Below are 15,159 nucleotides of genomic sequence, written 5' to 3'. Positions count from 1 at the left end.
CTATTCATGGCGCGACGTGGCCAATTCTTTGTTATCGGCGATGATCTCGGCGAACAGATGCGGATCCACGTTCCCGCCGGACAGCACGATGGCCACAGTCCGGCCCTCCACGTCGAGAGCGCCGGAGAGGATGGCGGCGAGAGCAACGGCGCCGCCCGGCTCCAGCACGAGCTTCAGGTCTCGCCAGGCGTAGGCCACAGCTTGGCGAACGCCCGCGTCGCTGACGACGAGGCCGCCCGCGAGCCGATCCCTGTTCAGCGCGAATGTGAGTTCGCCGGGTTCGGGCATGAGCAGCGCGTCGCAGATGGACTTCGCGCCGGGTTCGTTTCGCACGCGCTTGCCTGCCGCAAGCGAGCGCGCATAATCGTCGAAGCCCTTCGGCTCCACGGAATGGATCTCCGCCTCGGGCACGCGGTCCTTCAAGGCGAGCGCCACGCCCGCGATAAGGCCGCCTCCGCTTGCGGGTGCGAGCACCGCGTCAAGCATTGCCCCCGCCGCTTCCGTCTGCCGCGCAAGCTCAAGCCCCACCGTGCCTTGCCCCGCGATCACGTAAGGATCGTTGAACGGTGCGATGAAATCCGCATTCAGTTTCTGGCAGAGATCGCGCGCGATGGCCTCGCGGTCTTCGGTGTCGCGGTTGTAAAAGACGATGTCCGCACCGCTGGCGCTCGTGCGCGCGATCTTGATCTGCGGCGCGTCGGACGGCATCACGATGGCGGCGTCGATTTCGCAGAGCCGCGCGGCTTCGGCCACGCCTTGCGCATGGTTGCCCGACGAGCAGGCCACCACGCCGCCGGGGAACGCTTGCCGGTCGACGCGCGACACGCGGTTATATGCGCCGCGAAACTTGAAACTTCCGGTGCGCTGAAGCGCCTCAACCTTGCAAAGGATGCGCCCGCCGAGCTTTTCGTTCAGCGTGCCGTATTCGAGAAGCGGCGTTTCGACGGCGAAAGGCCGGATCCGTTTGTCCGCGTCAACAATGTCGTCAATCGTCGGCGTCTGCATGGAGGCGTCCCGCATCTGGTTTTGCCTGGATCATAGCTCAATTCGAGCAATTTTCGGTACCGATTCGCGAGGCTTCGGGTTTCGGGCAGTTGACCTCGACGATGATGTCGCGGAAGCGGCGAGCGCATGCGGCCCAGCTGAAGCGCTCGGCATAGGCGCGGCAGGCGCTTCGGTCGAGTTGGAGCGCGCCGAGTGCCGCTGCGCGAAGATCGTCGCCGATGATACCGACGCGGCCGTTATCGACAACGTCTTTCGGGCCGGTGACGTTGAAGGCCGCAACCGGGACATTGCATGCCATCGCTTCGAGGAGCACATTACCGAACGTGTCGGTTAGGCTCGGGAAAACGAACGCGTCGGCGCTTGCGTAGTGCTCGGCGAGGTCGTCGCCGAACTTTGCGCCGGTGAACACCGCGTCGGGATAGCGGTTGCGCAGATCTTCAAGCTGCGGGCCTTTGCCGACGATGACTTTCGTTCCCGGCAGGTCGAGACCGAGAAAGGCATCGAGGTTCTTTTCGACCGCCACGCGGCCTGCGTAAAGAAAGATCGGCCGCGGCAGATCGGGAAAGCGATCCACGGCGCGCGGCCGGAACAGGTCGAGATCCACGCCGCGCGACCAGAGGTGTACGCGGCGGATGCCGCGCTCCGCAAGTTCCTGACAAAGCGACAGCGAGGCCGCCATCACGCCCACGCCGGCATTATGGAACCAGCGCTCGAAGCCGTAGCCCCAGGATACGGGCACTGGCGTGCGCGCAGCCACATATTCGGGGAAGCGTGTGTGGTAGCTCGTCGTGAAAGGCCTGCCCGTCTTGAGGCAGAAGGCGCGCGTTGCAAGGCCGATGGGCCCTTCGGTGGCGATATGGATGAAATCGGGCCGCGTATAGTCCACGCGCTCGGCGACATCGCTCGGCCGGATGAGCGCGAGGCGGATCTCGTCGTAGGTCGGCAGCGGGAGGGTGCGGAAGCCCTCGGGCGTGAGAAACGACAGGTCGAAGCCTTCGGCGGCGGCTTCCCGGTCCAGGTTCAGATAAGTGTTTACGACGCCGTTGACCTGAGGTTTCCAGGCGTCTGTCGCGAGCAGGATGCGCATTACGAGGTCACGGGTGCGACCGGCGTCTTGGACGGCTTCGACTGGACCGCGCGGAGTTGATCCGTCCAGCGGACGATTTCGAGCCGCCCGTCGAAATGCTCCACGACGGCGGTTCCGCTGTCCACCCAGTCGCCGGTGTTCACGTACTGCACGCCATCGATGATGCGCACGCAGGCATGATGGATGTGGCCGCAGATCACGCCGGTGGCGCCGACGCGCCGGGCTTCCGCCGTGAGCAGGCCTTCGAATTTGCTGCCGTTGAAAATGCGCTTCGCTCGGTATTTCAGCCACGCCGACAGCGACCAGTAGGACATGCCCAGCGCGCGGCGCACGACGTTGACCCCGACATTCACAGCCGATGCCACGTCGTAGGCGATGTCGCCCAGCACGGCAAGCCAACGCGCCTTGTTCACGACATCGTCGAACTCGTCCCCATGCACGACCAGAAAGCGGCGGCCGTCCGCCGTGTCGTGAATCGCGCGCAGGCGCACCTCGAGCGGGCCAAGCGTGGTGCCAGCGAGAATGCGCAGCTCTTCGTCGTGATTGCCGGGAATATAGACGAGGCGTGTCCCGGCCTGCGCCTTGGCCAGCAACTGCTGGATGACCTCTGTCTGCGAGGCGCGCCAACTCGGTCCCCGCCGAAGCCGCCAGAAATCGATCACATCCCCTACGAGGAAGATCACGGCGGCGTCGTGGGACTTCAAGAAACTCAATAAGTCCTCGGAGCGGCATGCTCGCGCGGCGAGGTGCATGTCCGAGAGAAAGATGGCGCGGTATCTCACGCTCGTCTTATATCGCGTCGAAACGCATCGATCCACCCCGGATAGGAAAGACGATTATTTTAAGCGCGTTAACGGCAGATGAACCGGGCGCCGGTGAAGCTTACGACGAAAAATACACGCCGCCGGGATTCTCGGGATTTGCTGGCGCGCGGAGGTGGGGCGGGCGCGCGGCGCGGAGCTTTGCGGCTGAGTGCGCGAAAGCCGCGCGCGCGATGAGCGGTGATCGATCTGCTGGCGGCTGGCGCGACAAGCCTCTTCGGGATCGCGCAGGCCGTCAAGCCGCGCCCCGCGACCTTGCGTCTCCACCGCGCCCACGCGTAACGCAGCCGCCGGAACGCAAAAAGGGCCAGCTTGCGCTGACCCCCTTTGTCGCGGTCCGGTTCAGCTTATTTGTAGGGTTCGAGAGCGGGAACCGGATCGCTCCATTTGTATTTCAGGCCGACAGAGACGACATCGACCGCGACGTCCGTGGTGCCTTTGAGAGCTGCGCTAGGCGTTGAGAACGAGGAGCAATGCGTGTTCGCGGTCCCCGGGTCGATGCAGAAAGTCCCTTCATCGAAGAAGATATGCGAGTAGGCCAAGTCGACAGTGATCTTGTCCGAATATTTGTAGCTCGCGCCTGCGCTTACATGGATGCGGTCGCTGTCCGGGATCAGAATGTTTCGCGTGTCGTCCGTGATCGGCGAGGTTTCATAGGCGACGCCGGTGCGAACCGTAAGCGACGGGCTGTAGGCATATTCGAGGCCGACCGCATAAAGCCAGCCGTCGCGGTAGTTCAGGTGCAGACTTTCACAAGTCCCCCCGGCGCAACCCGTTGCGTTAACGACACCGACCCGGCTCCAGTTCTGCCATTCCACGGTGCCCAAGACGGTGAGGCGATCCGACAGGCCCTGACGAACCGAGAACGTCACTTCATCGGGCAAGTGGATCGTGCCCGTGGCTGTAGCTCCAGCCACGGGAGGCAAGATGCTCTGGACACCTCCTTGCCCGTCGGGAACCGAAGTGTCACCACGCTTGTATGTTCCCTCCACATCAACCGATACGGAGGAACGATAGCCGAGACCGATAGACGTTCTGGATGTCGGTTGCCACAGGATGCCAGCGGTTGCTCCAACGCCCCAATCGTCGGCTTCGTAACTGCGATTGGACGTACCGGTGCCGGGACCAAAACCAGACCGCGCGAGCCTGATCTTGAAGTATTCGACTTGGGCGCCGACACCGATGGTAAGATCTGGAGTGAGCTTGTAGGCGATGTTTGGGTTGAGGTTGAGAGAGAAGATTTTTGATGTAGAGCCGACGGCGGAACCGGCCCAGAGGGAGTCCGGTTTAGTAATGAAGCCGAACGGCGCGTTCATCGCAATACCGCCGTAAAGGCGGTCGCTAATTTGGTAGGTTGCGTAAGACGCGGGAATAAAGGCATCCGTGCCGATATTTGTCGAGGTTGGAAGACCTGTAGTGGTTAGCCGACCCCCCGTCGACGTAAGTTCCGCGTCGCCGAAAGCAATCGTTCCGTTGGTCGACGTGTTGAAGCCCGGAAGCGTCGCCGTCGCGGCCGAGTTCCAGAACATCGAGCTGATGTCGCCGCCCGCAGCCGAACCGGCGAACGACATGCCCTGGAAATAGGCGGACTGCTCGCGCACCGCGAACGAACCGGCGTTCGCATCGTCCGTCAGCGCGGCCCCAGCCAATAACGCGGCCGTGCTGATACACGCCAGCCGCACGAATTTCGATGTGCCCATAGTCCCCTCCCAAGCGAGCCCGGCGCATGCCCCGCGCCTTTTCTTTCTCGTGAGGAAACTAAATCATCAAATTCCGGAGGCTGGCAATGGGCCGAACGGTCGGAACGGGAAGCCGGAACTGGCGTGAACGCAGGCCGCAAGAGCCCTTCGGTGGATGCGGCGTGTCGAATACAATACCAATTAAAATAATGGTTTGGGTGATCGCCGATGGATAAAACGCAATTGCTGCGACCCGTCGAAACTGACGAATTCATCAGTTTCGACGGCGCACTTGTTCGGCGTTTTGCCCTGTCACTGTTGCATGGCTGTCACGCAATTTTCGACAGGCTTGCAAGCGCCAGACGTAAAATCGTTACTTGTAGGGTTCAAGCTCCACGGCCGGGACGAGGCTGTATTTGAGACCGACGGAGAACACGTCCGCCGAATTGTCGGAACTGCCGCGCACGAGGACCGATTGTCCGCCGCCGACGCAATGGGACGTCCCCCCTCCCTCGGCAACGCAGAACGGCGCATCGTCGAAAAACGCGTGAGCGTAGGCCGCGTCGAGCCGGATGCTCTGCGACCAGTTGTAGGAGCCGCCGAGCGAAAGGAGCAGATTGTTTGAATCGGGCAGGCCCGGATTGCGGTTGAAATCGGTCACCGGCGATGAATCGTAGCCGATACCGGCGCGAATCGTTACGTCCGGGGTGTACTGATATTCCGCGCCGATGGCGAAGTACCAGGAATCGCGCAGGTTGAGGTTGATGACTGTTTCCGTGCCGCGCCCCGAAGCAACCACCAGATTGTCGATGCGGCTCCAGTTCTCCCATTGTACCGTACCGAGGAGAGCGAAACCGGGCAGCACGGTATGCCGCAAGCTCCAGGTGACCTGATCCGGCATGGTCTGGTCGAGCGTTGCGCGCGTGTAAACGTTGGGGCCTCGATAACTGCCGTCGAGTTCGAGGCTCACCGCCGAGCGATAACCGACGCCGACGCTCGTGCCCGGCGCGACCTCCCAGAGAATGCCGGCCGTACCGCCGACGCCCCAGTCTTCGCCACGGAATGCGGTGCCCGCGAAGGGGCCAAGCGGGCCTGAGTTCAGCCGCGTCTGATAATAGAGCGCCTGCACGCCCACGCCGACGGAGAGCGTCGGCGTGATCTTGTAGCCGAGCGTCGGATTCACATCGACCGAGAAGATGCGCTGCGTCGAGGCGACGGGAGAGGCCGCCCAGTAATTGTCGGGCTTCGTCACGAGGCCGAACGGCGCGTACATCGCAAGCCCGGCATAAAGCTGATCGTTGATCTGGTATGTGTAGACGGACGCCGCCGCCGCGCGCGTGGTTCCCGAATCCGTGTTGGTCCGCAATCCGTAGTCGACGAGATCGCCGCCATACGCGGTTTCATCCAGCGAGACCGCTATGGCCGTGTAGGATGAGGACGAATTCAGGCCGGGCGCGACGGTGGTCGCGGCCGAGTTCCAGATCACCGAGCTGACGTCTCCGCCGGCGGCAGCGCCCGCATTTGAGGCGCCGAGAAAATATGTGGATTGCGGCCTCAGGCCGAATGCGTCGGCCGCTTTCGCCGCGCCGCCGCCTGCCACGGCGAAAATCAGGATGCTGCCCGCCGTCAGGCAGTGCTTCACATGATGGCCGCTTGTCATTAGTTCCCCCGCTTTTCCAGGACGAGCGCGGTAAAAGCATCGCCCATCGAGCAAGCGGTAACGGCTTCAGCTTGCCGGAAACTGGCGCAAGCCGATCCGCAAGGGTTGCTTCTCACAGCCGACTGTCTCAAAAAGAGACGGGAAGACAACGACTTGGGAGAAGATGGTCTTCAAGATGGCGGATGGCTGCATTTACGCCACGGTTGGCAGTGGCATAAACAACACGGTGCCGCCGTCAGATTTGGCGCGGTTGCGGCATGCGCTCGTAGACCCAGATCGCGGCGGGCGGAAGGTTGAGCCAAACACGCGTGTAGCGCCACGCCTTGAGCCGGAGCGCGTTCACCACGCGCGGAGGAACCGGGCTGGTCTGGCGATAGGTGAACTGAACGAACATGCCGCCCTCGTCCAGAACCTGAAGGCTGTTCTTCATCACGAGGTAGATGAGCTTCTTCGAGAAGAGCCGCATCGGAAGCGTCGACACGATGGCGCCGACATTTTCGCCGTTGCGCTCCTGCCAGAGCTTCGCGAGATCCTGCGCCGAGCCGATCAACACATCCACGTCGGGAAAACCGCGGCGCAGATGGCCGCCCAGGCGCGCGTCGATTTCGAGGAGGGTGAGTTTGTCAGGCTTGACGCCGTTCCGGATCAATTGCCGCGTTACCGCGCCGGTGCCCGCGCCAAGCTCGATGACATGAGAGTCGATCCTCTTGCCGAGAACCTCCGTCATGGCGCGGCCCACGAAAGGACTCGACGGAAACAGGCTGCAAACCTGGAGGGGATTTTCGATCGCGCGTTGCCAGAACAGGACCGGCCCCTGGGCAACCTGCGGAAGATCCGATAATTCTATGAGTTTACTCATGAAGGGCGCTATCTCAAACCCCCGCCGAAGCGGGATCGTCTAATGAATCGGATACCCGTGCCCTCGGACAAGTTCGCGCTTTCAGCGGCACGTAAGTGATCTGAATACCTGCTCGAATGTGACAAGCGTAAGACATACGACTCTGGCTTCACAATTGCAATCGGCCGCAGTCAGCTTGCATGAAGAGCGCGTTAAATATCTCTGACTTGTCTATTGCACCGAGAAGTGTCAGGTAATCAAGAAAGCGTCAGCAAACCGCAACGCAGCGACCTTAGGCTCGCTTGAGGAAGTCTCGGCCGCGCCTGTCCAGCGGAAGGGGGCCGCCCCGTTGTCGGAAAAAAAGACCGGTCAGTAAAAGCGCCGTCAGGGGAGAGAAATGACAGCAGCAGCTTTCGATTCGTTGAAGAATATTGCGTCCGCCGACGTCGCGGGCAAGCGCGTGCTCATCCGCACGGACCTCAACGTTCCCATGGCGGACGGACAGATCACGGACGCGACCCGCATTGAACGGCTCCTGCCGACCTTCCGCGTCCTTGCGTCGCTGGGAGCGAAAATCGTCATCCTTTCCCATCTCGGCCGACCCGACGGCAAGCCCGTCGCGAAATATTCGCTGAAGCCGGTCGCCGACAAGCTCGCCGCGATGCTCGGCGCACCCGTGGCTTTCGCCGATGATTGCATCGGGCCCGCAGCCGAAGCGGTCGTCGACGCGCTCGAACCGGGCCAGATCGCGATGCTCGAAAACGTGCGCTTTCATGCCGAAGAGGAAGAAAACGAGCCCGCCTTTGCCGCCGAACTCGCAAAGCTCGGCGATATGTATGTGAACGACGCGTTCTCCGTGTCGCACCGCGCGCATGCATCGACCGAAGCCGTGGCGCACATCCTGCCGGCCTATGCCGGGCCGTCGCTCCTCGCGGAAATCGGCGCGTTTCGAGTGGCGCTGCATAATCCGAACCGCCCCGTTGCCGCCATCGTCGGCGGTTCGAAGGTCTCGACCAAGATTGCCGTGCTCGGCAACCTCGCTGAAAAGATGGACTATCTGTTCATCGGCGGCGGCATGGCGAACACCTTCCTTTACGCGGACGGCGTCGCGGTTGGCAAATCGCTCTGCGAACCGAATGCGATCGACATCGTGAAGGAAATCCGCGCGAAGGCCGAAGCGGCGGGCTGCCGGATCGTGCTGCCGGTCGACGCCGTCGTCGCGCGCGAGTTCAAGGCGAATGCGGCAACAGAAGTGGTTCCGGTGGGCGAAGTCCCGGCCGATGCCATGATCCTCGACATCGGGCCTCGCTCCGTCGCCGAGTTCAGCGGCCTCATCGAGGGCTGCAAGACGCTTCTCTGGAACGGTCCCGTCGGCGCGTTCGAAATCCCGCCCTTCGGCGAGGGCACGTTCGCGCTCGCGCGCGAAGCGGCGAAACTTACGGAGGACGGCTCGCTCGTTACCATTGCGGGCGGCGGCGACACGGTCGCGGCGCTGAACACGGCTTCCGTTACGGACAAGTTTACCTATGTATCGACGGCGGGCGGCGCGTTCCTCGAATGGCTCGAAGGACGCACATTGCCGGGCGTCGCGGCGCTCATCCGTTAAAGGCTCCGCCCTCGGATGAAAAACCCGTTCGCGGCGCATTGACATGATTTCGCACGGAGCGTCACACTGCGTTGTATGGACGCATGCGGGGCGCTCCTTTCTAATAACCGACGATTTCGTTCCAATAGGGAGAGGCTTAGAATGGCCCGTATCACGCTGAGGCAACTTCTGGATCACGCAGCCGAGCACGGTTACGGCGTGCCCGCCTTCAACATCAACAACATGGAACAGGGCATCGCCATCCTCGAAGCGGCGAAGGAAACCGACAGCCCCGTGATCATCCAGGCGAGCCGCGGCGCGCGCTCCTATGCGGGCGACCTCCTCCTCGGCAAGCTCGTCGAGGGCCTCGAAGCCCAGTACCCGACCATCCCGATCTGCATGCATCAGGACCACGGCAACAACGAAGAGACTTGCGCCAGCGCCATTCGTCTCGGCTACGACAGCGTGATGATGGACGGCTCGCTGAAGGCCGACGGCTCGACGCCCGCCGACTATGATTACAACGTTCGCATCACGTCGGATGTGACGCGCATGGCGCATTATGTCGGCGTGTCGGTCGAAGGCGAACTCGGCGTGCTGGGCAGCCTCGAAACCGGCATGGGCGAGAAGGAAGACGGCCACGGCGCGGAAGGCGTGCTCTCGCGCGAGCAGCTTCTCACCGATCCGGACGAGGCCGCGCGGTTCGTCTCCGCGACGAAAGTGGACGCGCTCGCCGTCGCCATCGGCACCTCGCACGGCGCCTACAAATTCACGCAGAAGCCCACGGGCGAAGTGCTCGCCATCGACGTCATCGAGAAGATCCACAAGCGCATTCCCGACACCCATCTCGTGATGCACGGCTCGTCGTCGGTGCCGGAAGAGCTGCTTGAGATCATCAACAAGCACGGCGGCGCGATCCCCGAGACTTACGGCGTGCCGGTCGAGGAAATCCAGCGCGGCATCCGCTTCGGCGTCCGCAAGGTGAACATCGACACCGACCTTCGCCTCGCGGTGACGGCTGCGGTGCGCAAGGTGCTCGCCACCAGCGCGAAGGAATTCGATCCGCGCAAGTTCCTGAAGCCCGCCATCGAGGAGCAGAAAAAGCTCGTCAAGGCGCGTTACGAACAATTCGGCTCGGCGGGCAACGCGTCGAAGATCAAGATCATCCCGGCGGCGCAGATGGCGAAGCGCTACGCCAGTGGCGAACTCGATCCGAAAATCAGCTAGATCAGCCTGCGTTTAATCGGACTCGATTTGACGCAGAAAAGCTGATCGACAACAGAAACCTACAGCCTCGTGCTGCGTCTGATTTGAGACACGAGGCTGTAATATCGCTGCCAGAACAAAAGCCGCCATGGCCGGGCTCGTCCCGGCCATCCATTTTTGACGGGCCGCATCCGCGGCCGATACAAAGGGAAGCAAGGCGTGACGGGTGAACCGAATTGGCCGCGTGCGGTGGTTTTCGACCTCGACGGAACATTGATCGACAGCGCGCCCGACATCACGCACGCGCTCAACACCGCAACGGGTGCGCGCGGCCTTGCGCCGTTCAGCAGCGCGGAGGTCAAGGACATGGTCGGCGGCGGCGTGCCGACGCTCGTCCAGCGCGCCCTTGTAGCACGCGGTCTGGCGCCGACGCACATCCAGCCCGTGGTGGAAGACTTCATCGCCGCCTATCGCGAAAACCTCACGACGCACACCGAGATCTATCCCGGCGCGCGCGAGCTGCTGGAGCGGCTCGTAGCCGAGGGCCGCAAGCTCGGCCTTTGCACCAACAAGCACCACGCCGCGACGCTCGCCATCCTCGAACAACTCGACCTCGCGAAATATTTCGGCGCCGTCATCGGCGAGCGAGACGGCTTCAAGCGCAAGCCCGACGCCGAGCCGCTGCTCGAAGTGCTCGCGGCGCTCGACGTTTCTCCATGCTGCGCGGTGATGGTCGGCGACAGCGAGGCCGACGTCGGCTGTGCGAAAGCGGCGGGTGTGCGCTCTGTCGTCGTGACGTTCGGCTACAGCCGCATAGCGCCCGGCCTTCTCGGCGGCGACGCCCTCATCGCGTCGCTAGGGGAACTTCCGCAGGCGCTTGACGGGTTGCGCCGCGACGCTTGAGCCGACAACCTTAATTTGAATCAAACTATATGGTTGACGCTCCCGGAAAGCTAAATATTGTAGCGCGCCTACGGGGGTGGTTACGGATCGAGCGAATTTCCGCCTCATGCATTGAATACGGGTAGAAGATCGGCGTGTTGCGTGGAATAGATCCTGTTCGACGCTCGCTGATTTTGCCACTTTGTTGGAAACGGCCGAGCCGAGGGCAGGAAATGGCTAAGATGCAGGGGCGCGCCTCGCTTTTTTTGTGGGCGGCATCGTTGGTTGTATTTTCTTTTTCATGCGCTGTGGACGTGTCCGCCGCCGAATGTAAACGGAAAACCGCAGGTTATTATCTCGAATACATGAATCCCGATGGCCCGGCGAGGCTGGCGTTTTCGCTTCAGAGCCTGCCAACGCCGCTTACGGGAAAACCCGGCGATATCGTGCGCGGCCGCGAAGTGCTCATCGACCGCCAGCGGGGCGATTGCCTGAGTTGTCACAAGATAAGCGCAGTCACGACCGTCGCCGATCAGGGCGGCATCGGCCCGGCGCTCGACGGAATCGGCAGCCGCTACTCGGAAGGGCAACTTCGGCAAATTCTCGTTGATGCGAAGGTCTACTTTCCAGACGCCATCATGCCGCCCTACTACAAGTCCGACTCGAGCGAACCGTCGATCCTGAACGCGGCGGAAGTCGAGGATCTGATCGCATACCTGAAGACGTTAAAATAAATCGGGCCAAAGGCAAGCCCGCTACTGGGAGGCGTACCGGTGAGAGGGAACCTCGGTGCGGCACTGTTTCAGATCGCAATAGGGATCTTTGCCGCTGCCGTTTTCACTGCGGATGGGCAGCCTCGGCGCGCCTTCGCGCCCGCCGATCCGTCGAACCCCCTGAGGTATCTCATTCCCGGCGAGGAATTTCTTCCGCCGGCCATTGCCGCGCAGCAGGCGGACGATTTCGACAATCCGGCCTTCGCTCTCGTCGAGACGGGTGAGAGGGCGTGGGCCGCGCCGGAGGGAACGCTCGGCAGATCGTGTCGCTCCTGCCACGGCTCGGGCAACAGAAACGGCGTCAGGCAGGCTGCCGCGACCTATCCGAAATATGTCTCGGGTTTGAAAGAGGTGATCACGCTGACCTCGCGCATCAACCTTTGCCGCAAGGGCAATCTGGGCGCGGACGTGCTGGCGGAAGACAGCACGCCCATGCTCGGAATGACGGCCTATCTCCGATGGCTCGCGCGCGGCATCCCTGAAACCGTCGACAATACCGGCCCGGCGGCGGAACTCTTCGAGCGCGGGCGCGCTCTCTACCAGACGAAACAGGGGCTTCTGCAATTGTCCTGCGCGCAGTGCCACCATGAGCGGTTCGGCCAGAAGTTCGGAGGGGACGCCCTCAGTCAGGGGCATCCCGTGGCCTATCCCGCCTACAAGACGGACCAGCAGCGGGTCATCACGCTGCATGAGCGGTTTCGCATGTGCAATACTCTGGTTCGTGGCAAGGGGCAGCCCGACGGGTCGGACGATTACATCGCGCTCGAACTATTCCTTAACTGGCGCAGCCGGAATTTGCCCATCACCGCGCCCGGCGTGCGGCCGTGAACGCTGATGCAAGCGCCGCCGCCCCGCCAAAGGAGCCGGCGGTGCTGTCCATCGCCGGATCGGATTCGTCGGGCGGCGCTGGCATTCAGGGCGACCTCAAGACATTCGCGGCCCTCGGCATTTACGGCGCGACCGCGATTACCGCCATCACGGCGCAGAACACGAAAGGCGTAAGCGCCGTTCATCTCGTGCCGGGCGACATCGTCGCCGCGCAAATCGACGCGGTGTTCGCTGATTTGAACGTTCGCGCGGTAAAGACCGGCATGCTCGGCGGCGCGGAGCAGATCGAGGCGACGGCGGACCGGCTTCGGCACTGGGCGGGCGGCGTGCCTGTGGTGGTCGATCCGGTGATGGTCTCGACCTCCGGCGCGCGGCTTCTCGAACCATCGGCCGTGCATGCCCTGATCGAAGGTCTGTTTCCGCTCGCCGATCTCATCACGCCAAACCTCGCCGAAGCGGCTGCGCTTCTCGACGTTTCCATTGCGCGTACCGACGAAGAAATCGAGGCTCAGGCGCGCGGCATTCACGCGCTGGGCCCGCGCGCCGTGCTGATCAAGGGGGGCCACGCAGGCGGCGCGACGGCGACGGACGTGCTTTTCGACGGCACCGAAATTCAACGCTTCATCGCGCCTCGCGTGCCGACCCGCAACACCCATGGAACCGGCTGCACGCTGTCAGCGGCGATTGCCGCGCACCGCGCGCAAGGGCTGCCGCTCGTCGCCGCCATCGAAGCCGCGAAGGCCTATGTCCAAGGCGCGCTGCTCGCCGCGGACGCCCTTCATATCGGCGACGGCGCGGGGCCGCTGGCGCATTTCTGGAAGATGCCAAAAATTTAATAAACCTGAGCGCATGTGCGCCATTGCCGCCGGTTTCGCCCCGCCTTAATTCGAATGGGAAGCGGTTTCGAAGACGTGAGCGGCGGATCATTCTTTTGCTGCATTCGGCGTCGAAACCGCAAATGTGGTTCGTTGCCCGCGAGAGGAAGTCTCATGTTCAAAGCCGTTGTCGCAAGCTGCACCGCCGGTCTCATGCTGGCGGCGGCCAGCCCGGCCTTCGCCCTGTGTTCGAGCCAGGGGCTGGAACTCATGAAAAGCCTCAACGGTGCGTGGAAAGGCAGGGGCGCGGTTACGCCCATCGGCGGCTCGCCCGAGCGGATCGCGTGCCGTATCTCCTATTCGCTGGCCGGTGGGGACAAGATCAACCAGATCATCGTCTGCGCGGGAACGGCGTGGAAAATCGAGGCGGCGAGCCGGGTCACGTGCATGGGCAATCGCGTCGAAGGCTTGTTCGAGGAAAAGGTCGCGCATAATACGGGCGCTGTCACCGGCAGCATCGACGGAAATCAGCTCATTTTCGACGCCGACAGCCCGCACTTCAGAGGCAGATTCCACGTGACCTTCAAGGAGACCGGCAGCCACGCCGTCTCGATCACGCAGTTCGACAGCGCGAAAGGGCGGCAAGTTCCCGTCGCTTCGGTGCAGTTGACGCGCTGATCGGCCAGATACAGGCGCCGCGAAGGATGGCGGCGCTTGTGAAGCGCGCGCCCGTCTTCTATTTTGCGTTCATGACAACGCTTCTCGAAAATCCGCCCGTCGCGGCCGCCTCGGCGGTGCTGAGGCCCTCGCTTGCGGGCATGACGCGCCCCGAACTAATGGCTGCGCTCGCCGAAGCGGGTGTTCCCGCGAACCAGGCCAAGATGCGCGCCGCGCAGCTCTGGAACTGGACCTATGCGCGCGGCGCGACCGATTTCATGGCGCTGACCAACATTGCGAAGTCGCTTCGCGCCGAACTCGACGCGCGATTCACGCTGGCGCGGCCGGAGATCGCCGCCGAGCAAATTTCCGAGGACGGCACGCGCAAATGGCTGCTGCGCCTCGCGCCATCGCATCCGGCCGAGCGCGCGCCGGAAATCGAGACGGTCTACATCCCGGAGCCGGATCGCGGGACGCTGTGCATTTCGAGTCAGGTGGGCTGCACGCTGAACTGCTCCTTCTGCCACACGGGCACGCAACGGCTCGTGCGCAACCTCACAGCGGCGGAGATCGTCGGGCAGATCCTCGTCGCGCGCGACCGTGTGGGCGACTGGCCGGACGCGGACGGCCCCGCCGACCGGCACGGCATCCCCGAGTCGGAGCGCAAGATCACGAATATCGTGCTCATGGGCATGGGCGAGCCGCTCTACAATTTCGACAATGTGAAGGCGGCTGTGGGGCTTGCGACCGACGCGGACGCGCTGTCCTTCTCGAAGCGGCGTCTCACGCTGTCCACCTCCGGCGTGGTGCCGATGATGCATCGCGCGGGTGAGGAAATGGGGGTGATGCTGGCGATTTCGCTTCACGCCGTCCGCGACGACCTGCGCGACGAACTCGTGCCGATCAATCGCAAATATCCGCTCAAGGAACTCCTCGCCGCCTGCCGTGCCTATCCGGGTCTGTCGAATGCGCGGCGCATGACGTTTGAATATGTGATGCTGAAGGGTGTTAACGACTCCGTCGCGGAGGCGAAGGAGCTGGTGAGGCTCCTGAAGGGTATCCCGTCGAAAATCAACCTGATCCCGTTCAATCCTTGGCCGGGCACGGCTTACGAATGCTCGGACTGGGCGCAGATCGAGCGCTTCGCCGACGTGGTGAACCGCGCGGGCTATGCGAGCCCGATCCGCACGCCGCGCGGCCGCGACATCATGGCGGCCTGCGGACAGCTTAAATCGGCAAGCGAGAAGCTTCGCGCGAGCGCACGGCGCGAAGCAGGAGCACAGGCCGTCGACGCGGCGATTTGATGCGGCACAAGCGAGCGCG

At 62.9% G+C, this 15,159-nt stretch carries 14 protein-coding genes; 8 read left to right on the top strand and 6 right to left on the bottom strand.

Annotation, left to right across the window (positions count from 1 at the left end):
* From KKP04_RS06440 to KKP04_RS06415, 6 genes are all read right to left on the bottom strand, one after another.
* Window positions 1–1,020 carry a threonine/serine dehydratase gene (locus tag KKP04_RS06440; RefSeq protein ID WP_251133938.1) on the bottom strand — a complete coding sequence of 340 codons (1,020 nt, stop codon included), beginning with the start codon at window positions 1,018–1,020 and terminating at the stop codon, window positions 1–3.
* A 22-nt stretch (window positions 1,021–1,042) separates the two neighbouring features.
* Complete coding sequence (locus KKP04_RS06435; RefSeq protein WP_215028172.1) at window positions 1,043–2,092, bottom strand: glycosyltransferase family 1 protein; 1,050 nt, start codon at window positions 2,090–2,092, stop codon at window positions 1,043–1,045.
* Window positions 2,092–2,805, bottom strand: coding sequence for a metallophosphoesterase (locus KKP04_RS06430; RefSeq protein ID WP_251133937.1), 714 nt, complete (start codon window positions 2,803–2,805; stop codon window positions 2,092–2,094). The genes KKP04_RS06435 and KKP04_RS06430 overlap by 1 nt, the downstream gene beginning before the upstream one ends.
* Before the next feature lie 455 nt (window positions 2,806–3,260).
* The gene (locus KKP04_RS06425; protein ID WP_215028171.1) at window positions 3,261–4,613 is read right to left on the bottom strand and encodes an OmpP1/FadL family transporter; all 1,353 of its coding nucleotides are present in this window, start codon (window positions 4,611–4,613) and stop codon (window positions 3,261–3,263) included.
* Between the two features lie 352 nt (window positions 4,614–4,965).
* Window positions 4,966–6,252, bottom strand: a complete 1,287-nt coding sequence (locus KKP04_RS06420; RefSeq protein ID WP_215028169.1) for an OmpP1/FadL family transporter — start codon at window positions 6,250–6,252, stop codon at window positions 4,966–4,968.
* Window positions 6,253–6,487: 235 nt separating this feature from the next.
* A complete protein-coding gene (locus KKP04_RS06415; RefSeq protein ID WP_215028167.1) occupies window positions 6,488–7,111 on the bottom strand; it encodes a class I SAM-dependent methyltransferase in 624 nt (207 codons plus the stop codon).
* 376 nt (window positions 7,112–7,487) lie between these two features.
* On the opposite strand from KKP04_RS06415, the gene pgk reads away from it, so the two are divergent.
* From pgk to rlmN, 8 genes are all read left to right on the top strand, one after another.
* Complete coding sequence (gene pgk / locus KKP04_RS06410; protein WP_215028165.1) at window positions 7,488–8,696, top strand: phosphoglycerate kinase; 1,209 nt, start codon at window positions 7,488–7,490, stop codon at window positions 8,694–8,696.
* A 141-nt stretch (window positions 8,697–8,837) separates the two neighbouring features.
* Entirely contained in the window at window positions 8,838–9,902 is a 1,065-nt protein-coding gene (fba, locus tag KKP04_RS06405; protein WP_215028163.1) for a class II fructose-bisphosphate aldolase, read from the top strand.
* Window positions 9,903–10,100: 198 nt separating this feature from the next.
* Window positions 10,101–10,784: a phosphoglycolate phosphatase gene (gene gph / locus KKP04_RS06400; RefSeq protein WP_215028161.1), complete on the top strand. Its 684-nt coding sequence runs from the start codon at window positions 10,101–10,103 to the stop codon at window positions 10,782–10,784.
* A 293-nt stretch (window positions 10,785–11,077) separates the two neighbouring features.
* Window positions 11,078–11,497, top strand: a complete 420-nt coding sequence (gene soxX / locus KKP04_RS06395) for a sulfur oxidation c-type cytochrome SoxX (RefSeq protein ID WP_215028159.1) — start codon at window positions 11,078–11,080, stop codon at window positions 11,495–11,497.
* 39 nt (window positions 11,498–11,536) lie between these two features.
* Complete coding sequence (gene soxA, locus KKP04_RS06390; RefSeq protein ID WP_215028157.1) at window positions 11,537–12,364, top strand: sulfur oxidation c-type cytochrome SoxA; 828 nt, start codon at window positions 11,537–11,539, stop codon at window positions 12,362–12,364.
* Entirely contained in the window at window positions 12,361–13,200 is an 840-nt protein-coding gene (gene thiD / locus KKP04_RS06385; protein ID WP_371818721.1) for a bifunctional hydroxymethylpyrimidine kinase/phosphomethylpyrimidine kinase, read from the top strand. Before soxA ends, thiD begins: the two co-directional genes overlap by 4 nt.
* 153 nt (window positions 13,201–13,353) lie before the next feature.
* A complete protein-coding gene (locus tag KKP04_RS06380; RefSeq protein ID WP_215028155.1) occupies window positions 13,354–13,857 on the top strand; it encodes a hypothetical protein in 504 nt (167 codons plus the stop codon).
* A gap of 71 nt (window positions 13,858–13,928) precedes the next feature.
* On the top strand, window positions 13,929–15,140 hold the full coding sequence (gene rlmN, locus KKP04_RS06375) for a 23S rRNA (adenine(2503)-C(2))-methyltransferase RlmN (protein WP_215028304.1): 1,212 nt from the start codon (window positions 13,929–13,931) through the stop codon (window positions 15,138–15,140).
* The last annotated feature ends 19 nt before the right edge of the window (window positions 15,141–15,159 follow it).

Source organism: Rhodomicrobium sp. Az07 (assembly GCF_018619475.1).
GTDB lineage: Bacteria > Pseudomonadota > Alphaproteobacteria > Rhizobiales > Rhodomicrobiaceae > Rhodomicrobium.
This window is presented reverse-complemented; position numbering and strand designations above follow the sequence as displayed.

Coding starts and splice junctions, on each gene's coding strand:
- KKP04_RS06380 (WP_215028155.1), top strand. CDS start 13,354: ATGTTCAAAGCCGTTGTCGCAAGCTGCACCGCCGGTCTCATGCTGGCG.
- KKP04_RS06440 (WP_251133938.1), bottom strand. CDS start 1,020: ATGCGGGACGCCTCCATGCAGACGCCGACGATTGACGACATTGTTGAC.
- KKP04_RS06420 (WP_215028169.1), bottom strand. CDS start 6,252: ATGACAAGCGGCCATCATGTGAAGCACTGCCTGACGGCGGGCAGCATC.
- KKP04_RS06415 (WP_215028167.1), bottom strand. CDS start 7,111: ATGAGTAAACTCATAGAATTATCGGATCTTCCGCAGGTTGCCCAGGGG.
- KKP04_RS06435 (WP_215028172.1), bottom strand. CDS start 2,092: ATGCGCATCCTGCTCGCGACAGACGCCTGGAAACCTCAGGTCAACGGC.
- rlmN (WP_215028304.1), top strand. CDS start 13,929: ATGACAACGCTTCTCGAAAATCCGCCCGTCGCGGCCGCCTCGGCGGTG.
- KKP04_RS06425 (WP_215028171.1), bottom strand. CDS start 4,613: ATGGGCACATCGAAATTCGTGCGGCTGGCGTGTATCAGCACGGCCGCG.
- pgk (WP_215028165.1), top strand. CDS start 7,488: ATGACAGCAGCAGCTTTCGATTCGTTGAAGAATATTGCGTCCGCCGAC.
- fba (WP_215028163.1), top strand. CDS start 8,838: ATGGCCCGTATCACGCTGAGGCAACTTCTGGATCACGCAGCCGAGCAC.